Consider the following 23,252-nt stretch of genomic DNA (forward strand, 5'->3'; position numbering starts at 1 on the left):
GTCACCCCTTGGTCAGATCAACCAACGGCGTCTGCCGCACCTCAGTCTCCCGCCCACCCTGAATCTCGCTCACCTGCTTCAAGGCCTTATCCACAGCAGCCTTATCCGCCAACAAGCTGTAGCTGATGCGGAACTGCTTGTGTTCCTTCGGCCCAATTGTTGGTACCAGGTTCAGTGGCCGCTGATAACGGCGGTTGTAGGAAAAACTTGTCCCTGGCTCCAGCCCCGTGACATAGCCCTGGCCTTGGGTATCGGTGTTTTTCCACAGGGAAAACACGGGCAGTGTCTGAGTGTTGAAGCCGACCGAAACGCCCAGGCTGCCGGCCTTGTTATGCAACACGGTCAACGTATCGCCCTTTGCATCGGCATACGGCACCACGTTGTAAACCGTTTCGTCGTAGTCCTTGGTCGGTGCGCGGTAGGTTTGCCAGTCGGGCAGATCGCCCTTGGCCTTGTCGTTGAACGGCGACACCTGTTTCACCGGCGCGGCGAAATGAGCGCCCTGCTCCAGGAACGGGGTGCTGAAGTTACTGTGATACAGCGCCTGGTATTCCTTCGGATAGTCGCCGTTGTTGGCCAGGGTGTCGTTGAGGGTGAACACTACGCTGCCGGGTTCGGTGACCAGTTCGGTCGCGACGGAGAAGTCGACCTTCTTGAACGCCTGCTCTTTCAGTTCGCCGCGCAGGGTGATGGCGTACGGTGGTTTTTCATCGATGTGCAGGGTGACTTTGTTCGCAGGAATGTTGGCGGCCCGACCGTGCAGGGTCAGCAGTTCGCCGTTGTCGACGCCGGGGTGGCCGACCCATTCGTATCCGCAGCGGGTGACCAGCTCATTGAAACCTTCCAGCCAGCCCAGACCACCGCGGCCATTGAGTTCGATGAAGGACGGATTGACCACTTCCTTGACCGGCGAATCCCAGCCCATGCGCACATTGCCGACCGAGGCCTGCAAGACGTTCATTCCGCGAGTCGGCACTACCGAGAGTTTCATCGTGCCGTTATCGATGTCAACGATGCTGACGCCCTCCTGCCGACCGCCGTGCAAGGTGCGTAGGGTAACGTTGAAGGGTTTGTCGGTTTTTATGCTGAGTTGCTGGCTGGTGATCTGCCAGTTCTGGGCGGCTTTGTCGGTGTCGAGCAAAACGTAATCCCAGGCCATGGCGTGGGAGGCAGCGGACAGTGCGCTGAGGGCAACAAAGAGTTTGAGCGGGGTCATGGCAGCAGCCTTTCTTGGAGTTGTGCCATTTTTATAGACTTGATGAAACGTTTCAGCAAGCTTAAAAAGCGATACCACGCCGGCAAATGCCAAGAAAGATTTGGGACAAATCGAAAAATTGAGTCGATGCCATCGCGAGCAGGCTCGCTTGTATGTTTAGACTTGAAGGTGAGCACAGGTTTTGTGAACATTCGAGATCAACTGTGTGCGAGCCTGCTCGCGATGGCAATCTCGGCAACGACTCAACGGAACCGATCAACCTCATGCCGCAAATCCGCCGCAAGCTTCTCCAGCTCTTTGGCAGTCACCGCCACCGGTTCATCCGGATGCACGCTCAATCCGGCACTGAAGCGTTTCTCGAACAGGCCGCTAAGGCGCTGGGTACTTTCACGCAACGTGCCTTGAAAAGTGCTCAGTTAATCGGCCAGTAACCGCGCCTCGCTCGCCAGATGCTCTTCGCGGGTGGCGAGGTTGGCAGCGTCCAGCGAGCGCAGGGCAAACACGGTAATGCCTCTGATAGCCGAAAGCAGACCTTCGTGAATGTCCGCTTCGGGTCGTTTACTACCCTCCGCGACAGACAGAAAACGGCCCGAATCAGTCAGCATGCCCAGAAACGGCTCGAAGCGATTTTTAGCACCGTCCTGCTACGCTTTTTAATTTCTCGAGTAGATTTAAGGTAATCACTCACAAAATCTTGTTGAGGTTGCGAAACGTGAGAGCCGGATTGATTGGGGCCGCCGTCATCATCACGGTGATGGGTGTAACAACGCAGAGGTTCATGGAGTGGAAATCGTTCGAGAACGAGCGAAAGGAGGCCCTGTGCAGGTCAGTACAGCAGCATATGAAAACCCTGGAAACTCGAGCACGAGCGATGACTGCGGGGCTGTCTATGGAGGCTTACGCCGAGGCGGAGAGTTCTGAGGTGGATGAATTGGTCAGCGCGCTGGATACCGCAAACAATGACGCGGAGGTTGAAGCGGTCATAGACGCACACGCCGCAAAATTGGAGGCAAAGGACGCAGCGACCGATGCAGAACTGAAAAACCTGGGGAGTCAGCATTTTCTCGAACAGCAACTCAAAGAACAGCGAATAACCACGGACATCAAGCAGGAAATCAAACGCACCGAGAAGGCTGTAACTGAGTCCTGTAATTAGTCCTGGCTCCAAGGAGTGAATTCACTATGACCCTGGCCCATAAACTGTTTGTTGGCGTTGCAATGGCCAGCCTGCTACTTGGCGGTTGCACCTCCCAGGTCACTGAGCGCGAGCAGTACTCCGGCTTCCTGTCCAACTACAACAACCTGGAAGAAGTGACCACCGCCACCGGTGAGAAGGCAATGCGTTGGGTGAGCCCGTCCTGGAACCCGAATGCGTATGACACCATCGCGTTCAGAACGCTGGAGTTTTACCCCGCGCCGAAGCCCAATGAACAGGTCAATCAGCAGACGCTGGTCGAATTGCAGGACTACATGTCCAGGAAGGCCAAAATCGTGCTGGGCCAGAAATACCGGAGGGTATCTAACGCGGCCGCTGCACCGGCCGGCTCACGCCCCCTGATCCTGCGTGCGGCGATCACGGGCGTCAGCGCCTCGAACGAAGGCATGAAGTGGTATGAAGTGATGCCGATCGCAGCCGTTGTCGGAGCGACACAGGCAGCCACCGGGCACCGGGATCAAGACACGAATATCTACTTCGAAGCCGAGTTCATTGACGCGAGAACCAATCAGACCATGGCCAAAGTGGTACGCAAGGTATTCGGCAGCCAGCTAGAGAACGAGAGCCAGCGCATCACCACCAAGGACTTTAAAGCCGCTATCGACAAACTGAGTACTGATCTCTGGACGTTCATCCACAGTTGACCGTTACAAACCTTTCAGCTTTTTTTCTCCCTCCTCTGGCATCCTGCCGACGCGGCTAAAGGAGTGTGAGGCTCATGATGAAAACCACTGACAAGTCGGGCGGTACTTCCACTCCTGCGCCAATCCAGAAGGCGTCAACCGGCAATGTCTGGCGCACCCTGCCTGGTGGCATCTGGGCGCTCGGTTTCGTCTCGATGCTGATGGACATCTCCTCAGAGATGATCCATGCATTGTTGCCGCTCTACATGGTGACAATACTGGGTACCTCCGTCCTGGCGGTGGGTCTCATCGAGGGAATAGCCGAGGCTACAGCCTCGATCACCAAGGTATTCTCCGGGGCGCTCAGTGATCGATTGGGCAAACGCAAGCTGCTGGCGGCGCTGGGTTATGGACTGGGGGCGCTGTCCAAACCAATCTTTCCTTTGGCGGGCTCGCTGGACTGGCTGACCGGGGCTCGCTTTATCGACCGTATCGGCAAAGGGATTCGCGGTGCCCCGCGCGATGCATTAGTGGCCGACATCACACCACCCGCGGTACGCGGGGCGGCTTTCGGCCTGCGTCAGACGCTGGATACCGTTGGTGCATTCCTGGGGCCGTTGCTGGCGATTGGTTTGATGTGGCTGACCGCGAACCACTTCCAGACCGTGTTCTGGGTGGCTGTCATCCCGGCCTTCCTCGCCGTCGCTGTGCTGCTTTTGTTCGTTCATGAGCCCAGACAAGTGCAAGGGCCGCAACGGGTGCGTACGCCCTTGAGTCGGCGGGAACTGGCCCGACTGGGCGCCGGTTACTGGTGGGTGGTGGGTGTCTCTGCGGTGTTCACCCTGGCGCGCTTCAGCGAGGCCTTTCTGATCCTGCGCGGCCAGGCTGTTGGGCTGGCGCCGATGTGGGCGCCAGCGGTACTTGTCCTGATGGCAGTGGCGTACTCGCTGTCAGCCTATCCCGCCGGGGCATTGTCTGATCGTGTCAGCCGCGTGCCGGTGCTCGGCATAGGTCTGATATTTCTGATGGCTGCCGATTTGACGCTGGCGTTTGTGCCGGGTATTGCGGGGCTGGTCGTCGGCGTCGTTCTATGGGGGCTGCACATGGGGTTTACCCAGGGGATATTCGCCGCCCTCATCGCCGATTGCGCGCCGGCTGAACTGCGTGGGACGGCATTTGGCATGTTCAATTTGTTGACCGGACTGGCCTTGCTGATGGCGAGTGTCATCGCGGGGGCGCTATGGGATACGGCAGGCTACCAAGCGACCTTCTTGATGGGAGGGGGCTTTGCTGTTTTGACTTTTTTGGGGTTGTGGGTGATCCGATCGAAAGTCCAGGTTCGATAACAACGCCCAGTCACGACCATCAGGACGACAAGTCCGTCTGACGTTGGTCGATTGCAACCCCTCACGACAGGGAGCAAACGGCCAGAAACCGTCAGTGGCCGGAGCAATAACAAATGAGTAGCTATGCTTGGTGTGTTGCCAGACGCTGGTAACGACTTCGTGAATGGAGGGGTTTGAGATGCAACTCATCACGTTGAAAATCGATAAACCGGAAGTGACGAACTTCATTTTAGGTCAGACGCACTTCATCAAGTCCGTCGAGGACATCCACGAAGCGCTGGTCAATGCTGTACCAGGTATCCAGTTTGGCGTGGCCTTTTGTGAAGCCTCTGGCAAATGCCTGGTGCGATGGTCTGGCACCGATACCCCAATGATTGAACTTGCACAGAAGAATGCGAAAGCCATCGCCGCAGGCCATAGCTTCATCATTTTCCTGGGCGACGGTTTCTATCCGCTGAACGTGTTAAACACCATCAAAATGGTTCCAGAGGTCTGCCGTATCTTTTGTGCAACAGCCAATCCAACCGAGGTGATTCTCGCTGAGACGGAACAAGGGCGAGCAATCCTGGGCGTAGTGGATGGCTTTTGTGCCAATGACATTGAAGGCGATGAAGACATTCAGTGGCGCAAGAATCTGTTGCGACAAATTGGCTACAAACAGTGAGTTGCAGGGTTGTCCGATCGACCTATCAGGATGTTCAGGGAACCCAATCGATGGCAAACGATGCAAAAGTCGAATCCAAAAACGAGACGTTTATCGCGCAGGAAACTGAGGCGCTGAGCGCCCCCTCCCCTATCTGGCACAGACGAATCAGAGTCCAGGCGCGCAATCTGAGTCACTCGACCCAGTTTGTCATTGCCGCTGCGGTGATCCTGGGACTGACCATGTTCTTCGTCGGCAATTTGGTGAGCCTACGAATAGAAGGTGCCGCGGTACATAGCGCGGCAGAAGCCGCTGCTCAGTACATGGACACGTTTCTGGAGCCCTATGTGCAGGAGATGAGCCGGGACAACAACCTCTCGGCTGAAAGTGTCCAGGCCCTGGACCGCCTCACGCAAAGTCGTGCGCTAAAACAGCACATTGTTTCGATCAAGATCTGGCGGGCGGATGGCACAGTTGTCTACAGCACGAATAAAGCCATCACCAACCACCAATTCCCCGTGGATGAGATCACCGAGGCATTCAAAGGCAAAGTGGTCACCGACCTTGAAGAGCTGAGCCAGCAGGAGAACGAGTTCGAACGCAAGCTCAACCTGCCGCTCTATGAGATCTACGCGCCTCTGCGGGATTCAAACTCCAGGAAAGTCATCGCGGTGGGCGAGTTTTATGAAAAGGCCGAGAGCCTCAAGCGCGAGATCAATCGTGTCCGACAGCAGGTATGGGAGGTTGTCGGCGCCGCGACGCTGGCAATGCTGACGCTGCTTTTCTTCATCGTGCGACGCGGTGACAAGATTATCCAGCGCCAACAAGTGGCACTGCACTTACGGCTGCAGGAGCAAACCCGTTTACACGTCAGCAATGTCGAACTCCAGCGCAAGATGGCGACAGCGACCCAGGAGTTTTCCCGGGTCAACGAACTCACCTTGCGGCGCATTGGTGCAGACCTGCACGATGGGCCGGCGCAGTTATTGACCTTGATTCTGATCCGGCTCGACGACTTGGCCGAAAACTGCTCCGCAGTCGATCAGGAGTCGATGGAAACCATTCGTGGCGCCGCCACCGACGCATTGCGGGAGGTCCGCGAATTATCACGAGGCCTGGCACTTCCGGAAATCAACGATTTGAGCCTGGTGGAAGAGTTGCAATTGGTGGCGCAACGGCACGAGCAACGCACGGGCACCAAGGTCACGTTAGCCCTGGGGCGACTACCGAAGGCCGCGTCACTACCACTCAAACTCTGTTTGTACCGTTTTGTGCAAGAAGCCCTCAACAACGCTTACCGTCATGCCAACGGCGAGGGTCAGGTCATCCAGGCGCAATACATTGATGAAGTATTGAATATCAGCGTCAGGGACAGGGGTCCCGGCATGACGGAGGACGCCATGCTGCTCGAGACATCCGGCAGAACCCGATTGGGGCTCGCCGGTTTGCGTTATCGCGTTGAATCGCTGGGCGGGTTGTTCAGCATCGACTCTTGCGCCTCGGGTACGTCGGTCAATGCACAGTTCAAGATCTAGTCAGGAGCCATTCCCGGCATCCGCTTGTGTTTTCCCTGCGTCGATGTGAAGCCGCCCGACAGCTTCGTGCGCTCTGTAATGCCGTAGGGCCGTGACCGCTTCGACACGATTTCGGGCGTGCAGTTTCTGCATCACGCAGCCCATGTGATGCTTGACGGTTTTTTCGCTGATCGACAGCTTTGACGCAACCTCTCTATTGGTCAGCCCCTTTGAAACTTCACAAATGACTTCCTCCTCGCGAGGGGTGAGATCAAACGTTTGATTTTCCGCTTTGTGTTTCTTGATGTTATTGAGCAGTTTATTGGCGAATTCGGGGGTGATGTATGACTCGCCCTTGGCAACCGACCTGATCGCCAGGACCAGTTCCGGTCCACTGACACCTTTCAACACATACCCGCGCGCACCGGCCTCCAGTGCCGAAAAGGCGTCATCTTCGGATTCCGAAACGGTCAGCATCAGCACCTTCACTTCCGGCAGCTCAGTGGCAATGAATCGTACCGCCGCGAAAACATCGCCCGGCATATTGACGTCCATCAACATCACGTCCGGACGAACCCTCACGGCAATATCCCTGGCTTCATCCGCATTGGCGCCCTGCTCCACGACCTGAAGATCCGCCCGCCTTTTCAACGTATTGGCAACGCCCTCACGCAACAAAGGATGATCGTCGGCAATGCCGATGCGAATGGATGGACTCATAACGCGCTCCCGAAAGGATTAGCACTCGAACACTCATTGATTAATAGCAGGGAACCAGGGACCCCGCTGGTTATCCGTCGAGTGTCCAAGGCTCCTGGCGTCAAGAAGTCAGACTTAGGTCGGATAAATTTCGATCCTCAGTAAGCAATCACGACGTGGGGATTCTGAACCTCTGTACCCCAACCCATTGTTTTAAAAGGCCGCTACGCCCATCAAAAAACAGACAGTCTCATTCACCCGGATTCATCATTCATTCGACCAACCGTCGCTCTTCTTCGATCAGGCACATACAGCGGCAGCACCGGCCCCGCCTGGACTTGCGTCGACGGGCTACTCGAGTGCGCCCCCAGTGAAATGCGGGTTCACTCTCGCAATCTTGCGGACACAGCCTTGCGCTTTTGCCGCGCCGGCTCATCCTCCGCCAGCGCCTGGCGGACGAGCGCTCGAGCGGCCCAAACGCAGGTGTCGAGCGATTCTTCGATGCTCGCGCCACCGATATCGCGCACGGCGATCAACGCTTCGGTGCCGATCACGATCGACAGCGCCTGTTTCAGTCGCTTGCGTGCGCGGGGTGAGAGCACGTCTTTCAGCGAGTCGACAATCGGCTCGATGTAGCTCATGCGTCGCCCCGGCCGCAAGGATTCGTGGGGTTCCGTTTCGAGCCACACCGTCATGAACGAGCGCTCCATCACATGCAGGCCAATCTCGTCGTCGAGCAGCAGTGTGTTCAACGCGTTCGCCGCCAGGCCGATGCCCTTTACCGGATCATCTCCCGGCCGCCAGAGGTTCTCCAGCGGCGTCATGTCGCGATCGGCCGCCGTCTCGCTGATCAACGCCTCAGGCGAGGGAAAGTAACGATACGCCGTGGCCCGCGACACCATCGCGCGCTCGGCGACTTGCGCGACAGTCGGGTTGTGGCCCTCGTCGCGTAAGGCGATGGCGGCATCGATCAGCGCTTGACGCGTGCGTTGCCGCTGGTTGGCGCGGCCTTGCGTATCAGTATCACGGACAGGCGGGCTTGACTTCGAGGTCGACATGGAATAAATGATACTCCGTCTTGTAATGAGACTTGAGTCTCATAATAGACACGCAACGCAGGATATGCCAATGGCGCTTTGCGAAGCACAATCGGCGCGCCGGGCATAACGATTCCACATCGTTTTTTCAGCAACTGAGCGCGCCTCAGGGCGCATGAGGTGAATGCCATGAATCACAATCCCCGTTCACGGACCTGGTTTCGGCTCGCGGCCCTCTACTTTGCCAGTGGCGTGGCGCTGGGCGTGACGATGGGCGCTTCCGGCGACCATTCACTCTTCGCGGTACATGCCCATATCAATCTGTTGGGGTGGGTGTCGATGGCACTGTTCGGGCTGTTTGGCACGTTGCACCCGTCAATCACTGAAGGACGCATCGCTAGCGCACAGTTCTGGACGTACAACGTTGGCGTACCGGTGATGCTCGGCGCACTGACACTGCGTATCAAGGGCTTCCTCTCAGTCGAGCCATTGATTGCGTTCGCATCAATTCTCATCGGTTTCAGTGTGCTGCTCTTCGTGTGGCAGGTGTTCTCGCGCATCGGCGTAACATTCGAAAATTTTAGCGGTGCGAACGGTGAATCGCGTCAGTCATGACGCAGGTTACTTCTAGTCGTATTTAGGCAGCGTATCGGTGCAGGGTGTGTCCTCCCTGGATCGGATGCTGCCCTTTGCGACCGGGAATCATAGTGATTTCTCACTGTTCTTTGAACACGTCAAAGCGTAGGACGCAGGCGATGATACCGACAGACAGTGATGGTGCAGCCGCTTTCCGCTTATCTCCAGCAGCCCGCGCCACCTGCAGCACCCGCGATTGATTTCCCGAAGATCGATAAAGACCTGGTGAAGACTGACTTCTTCAAGTATCTGGGCTTTGCCTTGCAGTTCGACCCGGCCACACCGGACGAAGTAGCGATCCGCGAGAAACTTGCCCGAATCGGCGTCGGCAAGGACTTCAACTTCCAGAACCTGTCCGCCGAACAGAAAACCGCGGTGGTTCAAGGCCTGCAGGCTGGGTATGCAAAGGTTGAGGAAGGGATTAAAAATCTGGGCACCAGGATTAATGGCTGGAACGTTGTCGGTGCCGGCGGCGACAACGCCTTCTACAATGGCGACTGGCTCAAGCGTGCTGCTGTTGCGCAAGCAGGCATATACGCCAACGATGCCGATGAGGCCACGTACCCGCTGGCCAATACCTTGCCAAATGGCGAACCGCTCGACGGCAACAAGCACAACTACACGATCACCTTTGCTGCCGGACAACTTCCACCGGTTAATGCCTTCTGGTCAGTGACGATGTACGACGGCAAGACGCAATTGCTGATCGAAAACCCGATCAATCGCTACCTCATCAACTCACCAATGTTGCCCGGTATGAAGAAGAATGCGGACGGCTCACTAACGCTCTACCTGCAGAAAAACTCACCCGGCGTGGACAAGGAAAGCAACTGGCTGCCCGCACCGAATGATCGGATCTACCTGGTGATGCGTCTCTATTGGCCGAAGACGCAGGCGCCTTCCATCTTGCCGCCTGGCAAAGGAACGTGGAGCCCGCCGCAGATCGTCAAGGCTTCATAACGTCCGCGACCGTTTGCCATGCGTCGATTGCTGTGCAACGAACCCTCCTCTAACGTCCCTCTCCTTCGGCAAGGCGTATATAGAGATCAGCCCCTTGGACTTCGACACTGTGCAGCTAAAAGTGCGCAGTGTCCGCCTTGGCGACTGGCAGGCTGGTCGAGAGAGGAACGCTCTGCGTGACCTTGGCCATCTGGGTAATTTCCACCTGCAACTGATCCTTGCCGAGCAGGTAGTCGGCCAGCTTCTGCGAAAACGGCCAGTAGTTCAGTTCGGCAGTCACGGTGATCGGCCCGACGGCGTCGGCCGGCACCAGGAAGGAGAACTCCCCAATATCGTAGCCCTTGGGCAGAATGCGGTTGTCCGAGAGAATTTGCGTGGCATTCCAGACTTCGACGTCCAACGGATTGCCGTCCTTGTCGCCAATGTGCACTTTGAAGTTTCGGGTGTTGTCCTCGGTCTTGCCGTCCTTGATCGAACCCAGCCGATAGAGCTCGCGACCACTGGCATCCAGTACCCGGAAATCAATCCACATCTCCCGTCCCTCTGGAAAGCCGGTCGGTAGCTTGTGCCCTGCGCCGACATTCGCAACTTTGACCGCAACCGAGGTGTATTGCCCGGGAATGACAGTTGCCGGCAGTTGCTGGAATTGTATTTGCGCCGCACGCACGAGCATGTCGCGCGCGCGTTGCGCACCCTCGTCCTGACCGAGGTGCTTGAGCATCATGGCGTTGGCTCCGCTGAACCAATGCGAGGCGACTTGCTCGCGGTCCGGCCCCATGATCGCGGCCTTACCCGCAAAACCCTGCATATGGCAACTCTGGCAGGTTACATCGTTAAGGCTGTAGGCACTCTCCTGCCATTCGTCATAGGTTCGCTCGACCGCCACACTGCTGAACGGGTGCGTGACGTTGTGACAAGTGCCGCAAAAGTCCGAGCGCGTGTGCAGAGCGGAATACACGGTGTCGTGATAAGGCGAAACGGCATCTTTACGCGGGCCGAACTTGGTGGGTTTACCGTGCGCTCGAGGGCTCAAGACATAAGCGCCGTTATCGAGGCCCGTGCGGGCACTGATGTTGTGACAGGTCTCGCAATCGACCCCGGGCATTGGATGATGTTGGGTGCTGTCTTCAATCGATGAGCGGTTGATTTCCGAAGTGATCTGACCGGTCGTGAGACCAATCGGGGTATGGCAGCCGGTGCAGAAGTTATCGACCTTCCCGTCGGTGGCCGAACTCGCACGCTTGAGCAAGGCTCGATAGATGGGCTCATCCCAGGCTTGGGACATCATCGAGGAGCGCCACTGCTTGTAAATCTCCGTATGGCAAGCGCCACATACCTGGGCATTGTCGAAGTCCTTAACATTCAAAACCAGGTTGCCAGTGGTATTGGCCCGGTGCGGAAAGAACGGCATCCCACCATTCACATGCATGAGCTTGGAGCGTTCCGGCTCCAGCCACTTCTCATTGGCTTGAGTGTCATTGCCCTGAGGTTCATCGGCCACAACCAGAGTGACCGTAAGCAGGCAAGCCAGAAAGCACAAAAAACGGCGAACGAAAGGTTTGATCACCAGGAAAAACAGTATGAACAATATCGTGAGCGAAATACTCAAGCCGACAAGGGCCAGCTTGACGCCAGCCGAGACATTGAACGAGGCCGTGCAAGAGCCGGCGCACATTACCCATAGAACCATCAAGGCCGATAACCAGCGCAACGCTGCCGGTGTACACGTACGTTTAGAGTGATTCATAAGAATTCCCCCTAGACGGTTGCAGAGGATGACTGCGGCACTTCTATTGAGTAGCCAGGGGAATTTTATGACGCAAACCGATGGTTATATGTAATCACTCAACGGGGGTACTTTCAGCTCCAAAGCTTCCCGACTCTGCGCCTTTGGTGGATGGGATAAGCTGACGTAGCAATTACTTTGCCAGCACTGCGGCAAACATGTGCGATGAACTGAACGCCCCGCACACATTGGCCACTGGCTGAAATAGTGTGTTGATGGAGACGCGAATGCTGCCGGGGAATGGCGCTCATTAGTGGGGGGGGACTCACGCCGAAACCGGGGGTGGCGTCGCGTATGTGGACATGCCGCGTTTTACGCAAATTCCCCGTGATTACAGCCCGATTCGTTGAAGACCACCACTCCACGGCCTAAAAGACGCCCCTAGGGGGAAGGTTATGCCCGCCCCCCTGGTTGAAACAAAGTTTCCACTAGTTCTGACTCTGCACCCGCGATCAATCGCCATGCTTGTGTTTATGTTTATCCTTATATTTATTCTTATGCTTGTAGTCAGAACTGTGGTGGTCGTTGTCATCGGCCATATTGTTGCCGACAGCCCCCCCTGCAGCACCGCCCAGTCCAGCGCCGATCAGGCCACCGGTTGAGCCACCGACGCTGTTGCCAATCACCTGGCCACCCGCTGCCCCGAGCCCCCCACCAATAGCTGATTCAGTCTTCTTGCCGCTCTTCGCCGTCATTGCGCCCCCAGCCGCGCCACCTACTCCCGCTCCGATCGCGGCGCCCGTGCTACCGCCCATGGCCTGACCGACCACGCTTCCAAGGGCGCCGCCGACACCGCCACCGATAGCCGTGTTGGTCGTTTCGCCGGCGAGGGAGTACTGCGATACAAGAAGGCTAATTGCAACGATGGAGAATGATTTACGCATCAGACAGACCTTAAGAAATACACAAAAGAAGAAAAGTCTGTTGGTACGAAACAGTCAGGTCAATACTTATTCGGCCGTGCAGTAACCTGGATCAATCAATCGGTGAGTTGTAAAACCGTTTATCGATGAAATATGACCTGTGGGCGACCCCGCTAAACCGGGGGGTCGATAGCGCGCCGGGGGATGAGCGCACGTCTTTGCGCGAGTCGACAATCGGCTCGACTCGGATCATGCGCCGCCCGGTTGTATTCCTTACGACTGAAGGTCTATACGGTCACGCTCGGCACCGCCCTCCCCCCAAAGAGAAAGACCGATGCCGAGCATCACGTAGCCACTACTCAAGCAGCTGATCAATCAAAACCGCGTTGGTATAGATCAAGCTGCCATCGCTCGCTCGGTGCCCGACCATATGGAACTGACCGCGTTCGTGCTGCAGATAGACACGCATCTGGCAGTCGGACAAGGGGGCGTATCCCTCGGGCATTCTTAACTCCATCGAGCTCATATCGACATCGACCATGGCTTCAGGCTCTTGGGTCTTCTGCAAGCGCTCTTCGGCCTCTTCCAGACGGAGATGGAGAGGTCCGTCGACGTAGAAATGGACTTCCCCCATCGGGGTGGACTTTTGGGCGCCGCTGGATTTGCACCAACCTTCGATCGTCAGGGCACTCATGACGAAACCTCCCATGTGGATTGCTGGACTCTGTAGCTATCGTCCCTGCTCAATGCCATCACTTACGTTTGATGACTGCACAAGGGCAGAGTTCGTCTTTTTTGGCGCCGCTTCTGGCCGAACCCTGCCGTCCGTCATCAGAAATTCAGTATAGCTGGTCGCCGGGCCTCGCTTGCCAGCCTCACGGTACAACTCGATGGTTCTATACTTCTTACTGACTTTGCCACCCGGACGGGTGGTATTTGTCTTCCCTGCTTGGATGTCAGTGGCGATGCTTTTGCATAACCAATGAACAACAGGAATAGGATGAAGAGGAAATGGCAATAGCAATTGTCCTGATACTAATCGTTATTGCGTCAGTGCTATTCGACATACTAGCGCCCTGGCAGGCGACACCGGCCGCTTCCAACTGGGGCTCCATAGACACCACCCTGTTCATCACCCTGATTATTTGCGGGATATTTTTCATTGCCATCACGGTATTCATGGCTGTAGCGGTGATGCGCTTTCGTCACAAGGAGGGTGTCAGGGCGGCCTACCAGCCAGAAAGTAAAAAACTGGAATTATGGTTAATCATCGTTACTTCCGTAGGTATTGCCGCGATGTTGGCGCCAGGTCTGGTTGTTTACAACGATTTCATCCGGGTGCCGAAAAATGCTTACGAACTTGAAGTGGTCGCCCAGCAGTGGCAGTGGGCCTTTCGTTTCCCCGGCCAAGACGCAAAGCTGGGCAAATCGGATGTCAGGTTTATTGATTCCGCCAATCCCTTTGGCCTTGACCCCAAGGATCCTGCAGGGCAGGACGATGTGCTTGTAATAAACAATGAAGTTCACCTTCCACTCGACAAGCCGGTGAAAGTTTTACTGCGCTCAAAAGATGTGCTGCACGATTTCTATGTACCGCAAATTCGCAGCAAGATGGACATGGTGCCCGGCATGGTGTCGTACTTTTGGTTTACGCCAACTAAAACCGGGAACTATGAAGTCCTTTGCGCTGAGTATTGTGGCGTAGGGCATTACAACATGCGCGGTCATATGATCGTGGTAGAACAGGATGTCTTCGATCAATGGCTAAAAGGCCAACCGACTTTTGCGCAGACATTAATGACCGCTGCCAAGCCGAGTCGAGACAGCGTGCTGGAAAAAGGCCGCCAGTTGGTCGAACAACATGGCTGCAAGGCCTGCCATAGCCAGGATGGTACTGCCAGTCTCGGCCCGGGATGGAAGGGGCTGTACGGCCGCACTGAACAACTCGCCGATGGCACCCGTGTGCAAGTCGACGAGGCCTACCTGAAAGAGTCGATTCTCGATCCGAAGGCCCGACTGGTACAGGGCTACCCGCCGGTGATGGTGGCCTATACTCTCAATGACGATGAACTGGGTGCTGTCATCGCCCTGATCAAGTCACTAGGTGCTGCGCAGCAAGGCGATGAACCTTCGACCGGCGAAGCATCGGCCCCAGGTGAAGACCTGGCGGCTCAGGGTCAGCGGCTGGCCGGGTCGCTTGGCTGCCTGGCCTGCCACAGCGTTGATGGCAACAAGGGCGTGGGCCCCAGTTGGCTGGGCCTGTATGGCAAGACAGAAACCCTCGCCGACGATACGAGTGTAAAGGTCGATGAGGGCTATCTAAAAGAGTCGGTTCTTCATCCCAACGCAAAAATCGTCAAAGGCTTTGCAGCCGTCATGCCGGCCTTTGCTCCGAGTGATAAGGACTTGAACGCACTGATCGCCTTTATCAAATCCAAAGCGAACACCGAAACTGATACGAGCAAAGCGGAGCCAGGAAAGCAGCCGTAAGGAGCCAGAAACACACTGAAACTTCAGCAGGAGGATGACGTGATGGCCTATGCGGAGCATGCCGAAACAGAAGTACTGCACGAACCCAAAAGTTTCCTGACCAAATACATCTGGAGTCAGGACCACAAGGTCATAGCCATTCAATACTCCTTGACGGCTCTGTTCGTGGGTCTTATCGCTTTGGTGTTGTCCGACTTGATGCGCATGCAGATAGGCTTCCCCGGTAGTTTGTCGTTCATGGACGCCAGTACTTACTATCAGGCGATGACCATGCACGGCATGATCATGGTTATCTACTTGCTGACGGCCTTGTTTCTGGGTGGCTTCGGCAACTATCTGATCCCGCTGATGGTGGGCGCCCGCGACATGGTCTTCCCCTACGTCAATATGCTCAGCTACTGGTTTTACCTGGTGGCGGTACTGGTGTTGCTCAGCAGTTTTTTTGTCCCTGGCGGCCCCACTGGTTCGGGCTGGACGCTCTATCCGCCACAGTCCATTAGCCAGGGGACACCGGGGGTCGAGTGGGGCATTGTCCTGATGTTCATCTCACTGGCGATTTTTATTGTCGCGGCCACCATGGGCGGGTTGAACTACGTCACCACGGTGTTGCAGGCGCGCACGCACGGTATGACATTGTTCCGCATGCCACTCTCGGTATGGGGCATCTTCATGGCCTCGATCATGGCCTTGCTGGCCTTCCCGGCATTGTTTGTCAGTGCGGTCATGATGCTGTTTGACAAGCTGTTGGGCACCAGCTTCTTTATGCCGGCGATGATCTCTCTGGGGCAGCAGCTCAATCACCAAGGTGGCAGCCCGATATTATTCCAGCACCTGTTCTGGTTCTTCGGCCACCCGGAGGTCTACATCGTTGCTCTCCCGGCATTTGGCCTGGTCTCCGACTTGATCAGCACGCATGCGCGTAAAAACATCTTCGGCTACCGAATGATGGTGTGGGCCATTATTGCAATTGGCGTGCTCAGTTTTGTGGTCTGGGCGCACCATATGTATGTCAGCGGAATGAACCCGTACTTTGGCTTTTTTTTCGCCATCAGCACCTTGATTATCGCGGTGCCGACCGCGCTGAAAGTCTATAACTGGATACTGACCCTGTGGCAGGGCGACATTCACCTGACCGTGCCGATGCTGTTTGCCCTGGCCTTTATCGTCACCTTCCTGGTCGGCGGTCTGACCGGGTTGTTTCTGGGCAATGTGATCGTGGATATACCGCTTTCGGACACCTATTTCGTCGTAGCCCATTTTCATATGGTCATGGGGGTTGCGCCGGTACTGGTGGTGTTCGGCGGCATTTATCACTGGTTCCCGAAAGTCACTGGGCGCATGTGGAACGACACCCTGGGCAAGCTGCATTTCTGGATTACCTTTCTGGGCACCTACGCCATCTTCTTCCCCATGCACTACCTGGGTTTCCAGGGCATGCCACGTCGCTACTACGCCTATGAAAACTACGCGTTCATCCCACAGTCGGCGCAAGAATTGAATGCCTTCATTACGGTGGTCGCATTGACTGTCGGGGTTTCCCAGCTGCTGTTCTTGTTCAATATGGCCTGGAGTGTGTTCAAGGGTAAGCCCGCAGGCAGTAATCCCTGGGGCGCGGCCAGCCTGGAATGGCAAACGCCGGACACCCCGCCGAAACACGGTAACTGGGGAGAGAAGTTGCCGGTCGTGCATCGCTGGGCCTATGACTACAGTGTGCCGGGGATAGAGCAGGACTTCGTTCCGCAAACGGTTTCCGCTGAGGAGCTGGAGCACATGCGACAACTCGGTGCCGGAACTAAAATAGCGGACGCCAAGACATGAACAGGCTGCTATTGAGAAACGCCGACCGCTCTGACCCCGGCGGCAGTTGGAGTCGCGGCCCTGAGGGTATTCACGCCACCGAGGGCGCCGACAGAAGGCAAACCGCAAGAGTCGGCCTGCGCTTGTTTCTGGTGGTGGTGAGTTCGTTATTCTTTCTCTTCCTGATCGCCTTTATTGCCCGTTCGCAAATGGCCGACTGGCTCCCCCTGACAGAGCCTTTGGCGCCGTTAGGCAATCTCCGTCCACTCTGGCTGAATTCGGCTTTTCTGGTGTTGAGTTGCATCGCACTGCAGTGGTCACGCATGACCGCCCGACAGGCTCGACTGAACGCTACTGTCATTGGTTTTACATTGGGGGGCGTCTTTGCAATGGCCTTTCTGGCCGGGCAACTCTGGGTCTGGCAACAGTTTGTCGCCTGGGGCTACTTTGTCGCCAGCAACCCGGCCAACAGTTTCTTCTACCTGTTGACCGGCCTGCATGGGCTCCACCTGCTGGGCGGGCTGATCGCCTGGTGCTGGATCGTCGCTAAATTCCTGCGTCATGTGCCATTGGCGCAACTGAGCGCCAGCGTAGAGCTCTGTACCATCTATTGGCATTACTTACTGGGTCTTTGGTTCGTGCTATTCGCACTGCTGGCCAGCACGCCTCAAACCTATGACGCCATCGCCAGATTCTGCGGCCTGAGGTGAAAAGCCATGGCATCGCACCCACAAGCCCCAGTCGAATCCAGTTCTTCCAATCCACCAGGCTCGCCGCCTGCACCGGGATGGCAGAGCATCGCCAGCGACTGGTCCTCGGATAGAGAGGCCTTTAAGCAGGTGCCCTGGGGCAAGGCGATGATGTGGATATTCCTGCTCAGCGATACGTTTATATTCACCTGTTTCCTGACCGGCTACATGTCGGTACGCATGACCATCACCACCGCCTGGCCGAACCCCAGTGAAGTGTTCGCATTGACGATCGGAGGCAGAGAAATCCCGCTTATTCTGATCGCCATCATGACCTTTGTACTGATCAGTAGCAGCGGCACCATGGCCATGGCCGTCAATTTCGCCTATCGCCGTGATCGCGCGAAAACCACGGCCCTGATGCTGACGACTGCAGCCTTGGGTGTGACGTTCGTCGGCATGCAGGCATTTGAATGGAGCAAGCTCATCGCAGAAGGCGTGCGTCCGTGGGGGAATCCCATGGGGGCGGCGCAATTTGGTGCCAGCTTTTTCATGATTACCGGTTTTCACGGACTGCATGTATCGATCGGCGCCATCTACCTCAGCATTGTCGCGCTGAAAGTATTTCGGGGAGATTATGAGCGCTCCGGAAACTATCAGAATGTCGAGATAGCCGGGCTTTACTGGCACTTCGTGGATTTGGTGTGGGTATTTATTTTTGCTTTCTTCTATTTATGGTAGAGGAGCACGGGTGATGGCACATGCTCAGGGTCAGCAACATCCAATCAGTTTGTACCTTAAGATCTGGGGGCTGTTATTCGTCCTCAGCACGCTGTCGTACCTTGTCGACTATTTCCACTTCCATGGTTACCTTCGGTGGTCCCTGATTATCACGTTCATGTTGTTGAAGGCGGGTTTAATTGTCTCCATCTTCATGCATATGGCTTGGGAGCGGCTGGCCATGGTCTACGCGATATTGGTGCCACCGTTGTGTTTACTGGTGCTCGTCGGGCTGATGGCCAGCGAGGCAGACTATGTTTTCCTCAGCCGGGTCATATCCTTCGGCCAATAAATGGCTTTCGGAAATAGCTTTCGGATGGCCCGGAGTCTGCGGGAGCTAACCCGATATTACTCGCTTGAACTGATGCCATTTGTGCTGCCAGGCCACTGTCCAGTGGGGGGCTGCCGCTCCCATGCCGGCGACCATCAGCGTTGGATGATGCTCGATTACCCGGTCCAGAACCGATTCCTGATGCGGTTCGACATCAACGAAGAAGACATGTTTGCCCTCCTCAACTATCTGTTTAAAGCTGCGGAAGTGAGCGTTCGGCACCTGGATACCAAACAATCCGCCTTCCCAGATGCAAAAGCCAAATACAACAATGGCAAGGAAGATAAACGGCACCCAGCCGGCGGCGGATTCGGTCCACCCCATCCAATAGGCGCCACCCAGGATCAGCAGCGCGAGAGGCACTCCGACCACCGCACCAATCTCTCCAGAGTGAACCGTATCTTGTTTCATTAACGAATTAACTTCGTGGAGGTGATGCTCTTCAACTTCAGCAACTTCTTCACTGAGCACATGAATTTGTTCGGAATTAATGCCGCTGGCTTCCAGTTCATTTTCAACAGTTTCAAGATCGTTGAGATTGTCACTGATGTAATAGTGCCGATTCATGTCACACCTCCCATCTCGAGTTTGCTGTAGACCTCCTCTGTCCGGCAGCCGCTAACTGAGATTTGCAGTCGATGTACCGCGAGGAACGTCGCACACTTCATGCAATCTGAAAAAAGTATAGCAGTCCACAGTATGCGGATCAGACGATCTGATGAGCCTCACTGGCGCTGCCTAAGCCCACCGCTGCGCCTGGACCCGTGGGGAATCAGTAGGTGTGGCTGAACAACAGTCCAGCCTCGCCATCCGGGCTGGCGTCGGAAAAACCCTTGACGGCATACAACTGAATCTTCCAGTTCTGATTGAGCTTGTGCGTGAGAAAAAGAGTGAGTTCCTTGATCCGGTCGCCCGTGGAAACGACCTTTTGCCGCCAGTCGTAGGACACGCCCGCCGTGGTGCGCACGAACACGGGCATGGCGAAGCCCAGGCCGGCGAATATCGGGTTATCGAAGTTGGTGTCCGACGGGTCGCCGTATTTTTTCCAGCCCAGGGTGGCAAACCCGGTCACAGCACCGAAGGCTTTGGCGACATCGACCTGAGCGGAATAGTCGGTTTTGCCGGTGCCCAGGCACTTGTCTTCGTCGGCCGTGGGTAGCTTGACCTTGCCGATCAAGTCCACGAACAACCCGCCAACGCTGCCATCAATCGCGGCATAGCTTGCACCGGCAACGGTGTCGCCCAGACCGCTTTCCACTTTGCCGCAACCGCCGGGCAGCGGGTCGCCATCAGGGCCGACCGAAGGATTGGTGATGCGCAGCCAGGGCACCGTGAGCTTGTAGGTCATGGGACCGGTTTCGTATTTGCCCACCAGCGGGACATACCAGGTTTCAGAAGTAGTACCGGTACCGTAGTCGCCTCGAGAGTAGTCGGTTCCGATTGAGGTCGTGAAGGTATCGGCCAGGACTGGCATGGCCAGACAGGCAAGCAAGCCGACGAGCAGGATGCGCTTGGGGCCCATGTTCACCTCGTGTGTTCCGTCTTCGAAGTTCACACGCATGCTGAGTTGCGTGACTTACCCAGCCTAGTTACTTATGACAATAGTGCATCATGCCTGCACGGTTTAACCCGATTTGCCAGAGTGATCGACTTTTTCAACCTTCTCGACTTTCTCGACCTTCTCTACTTTCTCTACCTTTTCGACTTTCTCGACCCTCTCTACCTTCTCGACTTTCTCTACCTTCTCGACTTTTTCTGGCCGATCAATTTTCTCGACTTTCTCCGGACGCTCGACCTTTTCGACTTTATCGACCTTCTCTACCCTCTCCACCTTCTCGACTTTGCCGGATTGCTCGACCTTCTCGATACGCTCTGACTTACCGGACTTGTCCACGTCCACGCGCTCTGTCTTCTCGCCACCGCCATGACTGTCATTGCCCCCGTGGCGAGTATCGTCGACAACGCTGCCCTCGCTCTCGGAGCGCCCGCTCCTGTCACTGCCTGAACTCCCTGAATTCCCCGAACCGCCAGAGTTGCCAGAGTTACCGGAGCCGCTCGAGTTGCTCGAACCACTTGAATCGTCCGTGCTCTGCTCGCTGGTGCCAGGTGGTCCGTGCCGGTTGCTGGCCGGAGAATCGGCGCGCTCGCGGGGCAATTCGATGCGCGTTGCCTGCACCTCCCGCGCGCCGGTGAACACGCCGCTGACCCGCACGCGTCGATCCAGCGCCAGCCCCGAAGGCTGCACACCGACAAACACGGTGTCGTTCGCCAGCGTCACCTTAAAGCCACCAACCATCAATTGGCGGTCCTGTCGGCCCTGTACCAGGCCCTCGATCACCGCATTGCGTGCCCTGCCATTGAAGGGCAGGCTCGGGTCGGGACGGCTTTGGGTGACGTCCAACTCGCGGCCGGTCCACTGGCCGCGTACCAGCATTTCCTGCGCCGGGCGCGGTTGATTGCCGAGTTTGAGCCCCTCGAGATAGCCGCTGCGATCCACCGAGCCGATAGCACTGGCCTCCTTGAGGCCGGGCGCTCGGTCGATGCGGCTGGCCACTACTTCGCCGCGAGCATCGCGCAGCCCACTGACCCGTACCGGATCACCCGGACGCAGACCAGCAGCGACTTGAGCACCGTTGGCCAGGCGTACCGGTTGCCCCATGACACGCATGGGCATGGAATCGCGTGGCAGAGCGGTCAAGGGGCCTTCGTAGACGTGCAAGATGGAAATGCGCCCGGCTTCCAGGCCACGCCGGGAATTGAATGCTTCCACGGCAACAACTTGGCCTACCGCCAGGTGGGTACTGGAGGCGGCAACGCCGTTCTCGCTGATCGGAACGTTTTGGGTGAAGTGCACTTCCACGCCATTGACACAAATCGAGGCGAACCCGGTGATGGTGCCGACAATGCCGGTGCCACCGATGCCGCCGTTGTCGTTGCTGATGCCCGTGCCACCCACACCGCCTGCAACGGCACCGGTGCCGCCAATGCCGCCAGGGTGCTTTTTCAGCGGTGCGCCGGTACCACCGACCCCACCGTTGTCGGTGCTGATGCCGGTGCCACCCATGCCGCCAGGTGCTGCGCCCGTGCCGCCGGTGCCACCCGGGGCATTGATGATCGGCACTTCACTTATGCCGGCATCATTCTGACTGACACAGGCTGGGGCGGCTTGCAACACAATGGGAAGCCCGAGGCCCAGAACGAGGGCGATTGCACGAGTCAGGCGCACATGGACGGTCATGGTTTAGGGGCTGTTGGCGGATTGGGATCAGAAGCTTCAGTGTAGAAGTACAAGCCGACCGTGATGCGCTGGCGCGGTTCAGGGCTGGGCAGGTCCTGGAATTCCAGCTCGGCGGCAAGTCGGTTGAAGCTCAACAGGGCCTGCATTCCCTCGCTGGCAACGGCCTCGCGCAACGCCTCGACGCTCGTCGGGGCCAGTGCGTCATAGTGAACGCTGCGTTCAAAAAAGGCCGGACCTTCGCTGCTCAGGTTGTGTACCGCGGCGCAGGCATGATCGTGCAAGTTATGCCCCAGGTACGCTGTTTTCTCATCGAAGCCTTTTTGCGGCACAAAGGCCTGGACTTCGAGGTGCACGCACTCTTGTTCGTCAAGACGTACGACGCCCAGGCGCAGCCACTCGTCCAACACCACCCGCGCCCTGATGTCCGTGCTGACCATCGCCACCAAGGCATCGAAGGAGCGGTCGCCACCGACACTGGCCAATCGAGGCAGAGGCAGTGGCTGTCCCGCGTTGTCACAAAAGGGCGCGCTGGACCAGGCGTTGACCAGTTGCGCACCGAAGGTGACGTTTGCCGGAAGCGTGGAGGAAGCGGGGTCGCTGGTGTTGCGCAAGCGCCGTACATCCTTGCGGTGCACACCGGTGAGCAGACTGATACGGCTGTCGGTTGGAGCCTTGTCGTCCAGACGGAACTCACGGTCCGCGACATCGACAAAAACCTCTTTGAGCAGGTCGGCGAACACCAGGTAGGTGACGCCTTTGCGCAGCATCAAACGAACCAGCGGCCGCATGACATGCCGCAGGGCTTTTAGAAGGGACATGGGCAGGGTAGACGATTGCATTCAGCGCATTCCTAGACAGTTAACCCCAGTATAGCTGCGTGGGAAATAATCCCATGAACACAAGCGCGTATTTTTTGCCATACCTCATACAAAACCGGCCCCCTGGGTCTTGTATGAGGTCGTCAAGCCGCGTCAGATACGGCTGTTGTCGTCACCGGGTTCGTCACCAACATGGTTGCCATTGTCGTCACCAGGCTCGCCGCCTGCGTGTACGCCATGATCGTCACCAGGCTCGCCGCCTACGTGGACACCGTGGTCGTCACCGGGTTCACCGCCAACATGAACGCCATGATCGTCACCGGGCTCGCCGCGGGCGTGGTTGCCGTGGTCGTCACCCGCTTCTGCGTGGGTACCACCGCGACCGGAGTTCGAGCTTCCGGAACTGGCATGGCCTGAATTCCCATTCCCGTTCCCATGGTCGCTACCACTGTGGCCACTGTTGCCGCCATTACCGCCGCTGTTTCCACCGCCACCATTACCGCCACCGCTGTTGCCGCCACCGCCGCCACCATTACCGCCACCACCACCACCACCACCACCACCACCACC

General features: G+C 56.9%; 23 protein-coding genes and 1 pseudogene. 12 read left to right on the forward strand and 12 right to left on the reverse strand.

Annotation, left to right across the window (positions count from 1 at the left end; genetic code table 11):
* Position 1: 1 nt before the first annotated feature.
* Both C7534_RS30885 and C7534_RS30890 read right to left on the reverse strand, forming a co-directional pair.
* The gene (locus C7534_RS30885) at positions 2-1,216 is read right to left on the reverse strand and encodes an aldose 1-epimerase family protein (protein WP_046032430.1); all 1,215 of its coding nucleotides are present in this window, start codon (positions 1,214-1,216) and stop codon (positions 2-4) included.
* 305 nt (positions 1,217-1,521) lie between these two features.
* A pseudogene (locus C7534_RS30890) lies at positions 1,522-1,758 on the reverse strand (methyl-accepting chemotaxis protein); the annotation flags it as partial.
* A 170-nt stretch (positions 1,759-1,928) separates the two neighbouring features.
* Here C7534_RS30890 and C7534_RS32670 point away from each other — a divergent pair.
* The 5 genes from C7534_RS32670 to C7534_RS30915 all read left to right on the forward strand — a co-directional run bounded on the left by C7534_RS32670 (position 1,929) and on the right by C7534_RS30915 (position 6,579).
* Entirely contained in the window at positions 1,929-2,372 is a 444-nt protein-coding gene (locus C7534_RS32670) for a hypothetical protein (RefSeq protein ID WP_175648994.1), read from the forward strand.
* A gap of 26 nt (positions 2,373-2,398) precedes the next feature.
* Entirely contained in the window at positions 2,399-3,076 is a 678-nt protein-coding gene (locus tag C7534_RS30900; RefSeq protein ID WP_046032432.1) for a DUF3313 domain-containing protein, read from the forward strand.
* A gap of 77 nt (positions 3,077-3,153) precedes the next feature.
* Positions 3,154-4,401 (forward strand): MFS transporter, encoded by a 1,248-nt coding sequence (locus C7534_RS30905; RefSeq protein WP_109788126.1) that lies wholly within the window; start codon positions 3,154-3,156, stop codon positions 4,399-4,401.
* Between the two features lie 178 nt (positions 4,402-4,579).
* Entirely contained in the window at positions 4,580-5,065 is a 486-nt protein-coding gene (locus C7534_RS30910; protein WP_046032433.1) for an adenosine-specific kinase, read from the forward strand.
* A gap of 50 nt (positions 5,066-5,115) precedes the next feature.
* Entirely contained in the window at positions 5,116-6,579 is a 1,464-nt protein-coding gene (locus C7534_RS30915) for a sensor histidine kinase (protein ID WP_109788112.1), read from the forward strand.
* Here the strand turns inward: C7534_RS30915 and C7534_RS30920 are convergent, their stop codons facing one another.
* Together C7534_RS30920 and C7534_RS30925 are read right to left on the reverse strand one after the other, a co-directional pair.
* A complete protein-coding gene (locus tag C7534_RS30920) occupies positions 6,580-7,278 on the reverse strand; it encodes a response regulator (protein WP_109788113.1) in 699 nt (232 codons plus the stop codon).
* A gap of 362 nt (positions 7,279-7,640) precedes the next feature.
* Entirely contained in the window at positions 7,641-8,315 is a 675-nt protein-coding gene (locus C7534_RS30925; protein WP_109788114.1) for a TetR/AcrR family transcriptional regulator, read from the reverse strand.
* 168 nt (positions 8,316-8,483) lie between these two features.
* On the opposite strand from C7534_RS30925, the gene C7534_RS30930 reads away from it, so the two are divergent.
* Positions 8,484-8,909, forward strand: coding sequence for a hypothetical protein (locus C7534_RS30930; RefSeq protein WP_109788115.1), 426 nt, complete (start codon positions 8,484-8,486; stop codon positions 8,907-8,909).
* 159 nt (positions 8,910-9,068) lie between these two features.
* Complete coding sequence (locus C7534_RS30935; protein ID WP_256594853.1) at positions 9,069-9,890, forward strand: DUF1254 domain-containing protein; 822 nt, start codon at positions 9,069-9,071, stop codon at positions 9,888-9,890.
* Between the two features lie 115 nt (positions 9,891-10,005).
* On the opposite strand, the gene C7534_RS30940 is transcribed toward C7534_RS30935, so the two are convergent.
* From C7534_RS30940 to C7534_RS30950, 3 genes are all read right to left on the reverse strand, one after another.
* The gene (locus C7534_RS30940) at positions 10,006-11,637 is read right to left on the reverse strand and encodes a multiheme c-type cytochrome (protein WP_109788116.1); all 1,632 of its coding nucleotides are present in this window, start codon (positions 11,635-11,637) and stop codon (positions 10,006-10,008) included.
* Positions 11,638-12,128: 491 nt separating this feature from the next.
* Complete coding sequence (locus C7534_RS30945; RefSeq protein ID WP_046032439.1) at positions 12,129-12,560, reverse strand: glycine zipper domain-containing protein; 432 nt, start codon at positions 12,558-12,560, stop codon at positions 12,129-12,131.
* A gap of 334 nt (positions 12,561-12,894) precedes the next feature.
* Complete coding sequence (locus tag C7534_RS30950) at positions 12,895-13,233, reverse strand: hypothetical protein (protein WP_109788127.1); 339 nt, start codon at positions 13,231-13,233, stop codon at positions 12,895-12,897.
* Between the two features lie 317 nt (positions 13,234-13,550).
* Between C7534_RS30950 and C7534_RS30955 the strand changes: the two genes are divergently transcribed.
* The 5 genes from C7534_RS30955 to C7534_RS30975 are packed head-to-tail and all read left to right on the forward strand — an operon-like array spanning position 13,551 to position 18,587.
* Entirely contained in the window at positions 13,551-15,029 is a 1,479-nt protein-coding gene (locus tag C7534_RS30955; RefSeq protein WP_109788117.1) for a cytochrome c oxidase subunit II, read from the forward strand.
* A 42-nt stretch (positions 15,030-15,071) separates the two neighbouring features.
* Complete coding sequence (ctaD, locus tag C7534_RS30960) at positions 15,072-16,847, forward strand: cytochrome c oxidase subunit I (protein ID WP_109788118.1); 1,776 nt, start codon at positions 15,072-15,074, stop codon at positions 16,845-16,847.
* The gene (locus C7534_RS30965; RefSeq protein ID WP_109788119.1) at positions 16,844-17,536 is read left to right on the forward strand and encodes a cytochrome c oxidase subunit 3; all 693 of its coding nucleotides are present in this window, start codon (positions 16,844-16,846) and stop codon (positions 17,534-17,536) included. The genes ctaD and C7534_RS30965 overlap by 4 nt, the downstream gene beginning before the upstream one ends.
* Before the next feature lie 6 nt (positions 17,537-17,542).
* Positions 17,543-18,256 carry a heme-copper oxidase subunit III family protein gene (locus tag C7534_RS30970; RefSeq protein WP_046032444.1) on the forward strand — a complete coding sequence of 238 codons (714 nt, stop codon included), beginning with the start codon at positions 17,543-17,545 and terminating at the stop codon, positions 18,254-18,256.
* A 13-nt stretch (positions 18,257-18,269) separates the two neighbouring features.
* Entirely contained in the window at positions 18,270-18,587 is a 318-nt protein-coding gene (locus C7534_RS30975) for a cytochrome C oxidase subunit IV family protein (protein WP_046032445.1), read from the forward strand.
* Positions 18,588-18,632: 45 nt separating this feature from the next.
* On the opposite strand, the gene C7534_RS30980 is transcribed toward C7534_RS30975, so the two are convergent.
* From C7534_RS30980 to C7534_RS33035, 5 genes are all read right to left on the reverse strand, one after another.
* Positions 18,633-19,193, reverse strand: coding sequence for a hypothetical protein (locus C7534_RS30980; protein ID WP_046032446.1), 561 nt, complete (start codon positions 19,191-19,193; stop codon positions 18,633-18,635).
* Between the two features lie 205 nt (positions 19,194-19,398).
* On the reverse strand, positions 19,399-20,148 hold the full coding sequence (locus tag C7534_RS30985) for a hypothetical protein (protein WP_109788120.1): 750 nt from the start codon (positions 20,146-20,148) through the stop codon (positions 19,399-19,401).
* Between the two features lie 102 nt (positions 20,149-20,250).
* Positions 20,251-21,864 carry a DUF5666 domain-containing protein gene (locus C7534_RS30990; protein ID WP_109788121.1) on the reverse strand — a complete coding sequence of 538 codons (1,614 nt, stop codon included), beginning with the start codon at positions 21,862-21,864 and terminating at the stop codon, positions 20,251-20,253.
* A complete protein-coding gene (locus C7534_RS30995) occupies positions 21,861-22,703 on the reverse strand; it encodes a DUF6502 family protein (protein ID WP_046032449.1) in 843 nt (280 codons plus the stop codon). Before C7534_RS30995 ends, C7534_RS30990 begins: the two co-directional genes overlap by 4 nt.
* Before the next feature lie 132 nt (positions 22,704-22,835).
* The coding region (locus tag C7534_RS33035) for a hypothetical protein (RefSeq protein WP_256594854.1) at positions 22,836-23,252 on the reverse strand (417 nt) is incomplete at its 5' end.

Origin of the sequence: Pseudomonas sp. OV226 (assembly GCF_003148705.1) — a bacterium.
Classification (GTDB): domain Bacteria; phylum Pseudomonadota; class Gammaproteobacteria; order Pseudomonadales; family Pseudomonadaceae; genus Aquipseudomonas.

Bases quoted from the DNA above. Each gene is read 5' to 3' on its own strand.
- C7534_RS30980 (WP_046032446.1), bottom strand. From the start codon at position 19,193: ATGAATCGGCACTATTACATCAGTGACAATCTCAACGATCTTGAAACT.
- C7534_RS30920 (WP_109788113.1), bottom strand. From the start codon at position 7,278: ATGAGTCCATCCATTCGCATCGGCATTGCCGACGATCATCCTTTGTTG.
- C7534_RS30900 (WP_046032432.1), top strand. From the start codon at position 2,399: ATGACCCTGGCCCATAAACTGTTTGTTGGCGTTGCAATGGCCAGCCTG.
- C7534_RS30945 (WP_046032439.1), bottom strand. From the start codon at position 12,560: ATGCGTAAATCATTCTCCATCGTTGCAATTAGCCTTCTTGTATCGCAG.
- C7534_RS30955 (WP_109788117.1), top strand. From the start codon at position 13,551: ATGGCAATAGCAATTGTCCTGATACTAATCGTTATTGCGTCAGTGCTA.
- C7534_RS30935 (WP_256594853.1), top strand. From the start codon at position 9,069: ATGGTGCAGCCGCTTTCCGCTTATCTCCAGCAGCCCGCGCCACCTGCA.
- C7534_RS30965 (WP_109788119.1), top strand. From the start codon at position 16,844: ATGAACAGGCTGCTATTGAGAAACGCCGACCGCTCTGACCCCGGCGGC.
- C7534_RS30930 (WP_109788115.1), top strand. From the start codon at position 8,484: ATGAATCACAATCCCCGTTCACGGACCTGGTTTCGGCTCGCGGCCCTC.
- C7534_RS30995 (WP_046032449.1), bottom strand. From the start codon at position 22,703: ATGCAATCGTCTACCCTGCCCATGTCCCTTCTAAAAGCCCTGCGGCAT.
- C7534_RS30940 (WP_109788116.1), bottom strand. From the start codon at position 11,637: ATGAATCACTCTAAACGTACGTGTACACCGGCAGCGTTGCGCTGGTTA.
- C7534_RS30975 (WP_046032445.1), top strand. From the start codon at position 18,270: ATGGCACATGCTCAGGGTCAGCAACATCCAATCAGTTTGTACCTTAAG.
- C7534_RS30950 (WP_109788127.1), bottom strand. From the start codon at position 13,233: ATGAGTGCCCTGACGATCGAAGGTTGGTGCAAATCCAGCGGCGCCCAA.
- C7534_RS30925 (WP_109788114.1), bottom strand. From the start codon at position 8,315: ATGTCGACCTCGAAGTCAAGCCCGCCTGTCCGTGATACTGATACGCAA.
- C7534_RS30905 (WP_109788126.1), top strand. From the start codon at position 3,154: ATGAAAACCACTGACAAGTCGGGCGGTACTTCCACTCCTGCGCCAATC.
- ctaD (WP_109788118.1), top strand. From the start codon at position 15,072: ATGGCCTATGCGGAGCATGCCGAAACAGAAGTACTGCACGAACCCAAA.
- C7534_RS30970 (WP_046032444.1), top strand. From the start codon at position 17,543: ATGGCATCGCACCCACAAGCCCCAGTCGAATCCAGTTCTTCCAATCCA.
- C7534_RS30985 (WP_109788120.1), bottom strand. From the start codon at position 20,148: ATGGGCCCCAAGCGCATCCTGCTCGTCGGCTTGCTTGCCTGTCTGGCC.
- C7534_RS30990 (WP_109788121.1), bottom strand. From the start codon at position 21,864: ATGACCGTCCATGTGCGCCTGACTCGTGCAATCGCCCTCGTTCTGGGC.
- C7534_RS30915 (WP_109788112.1), top strand. From the start codon at position 5,116: ATGGCAAACGATGCAAAAGTCGAATCCAAAAACGAGACGTTTATCGCG.
- C7534_RS30910 (WP_046032433.1), top strand. From the start codon at position 4,580: ATGCAACTCATCACGTTGAAAATCGATAAACCGGAAGTGACGAACTTC.
- C7534_RS30885 (WP_046032430.1), bottom strand. From the start codon at position 1,216: ATGACCCCGCTCAAACTCTTTGTTGCCCTCAGCGCACTGTCCGCTGCC.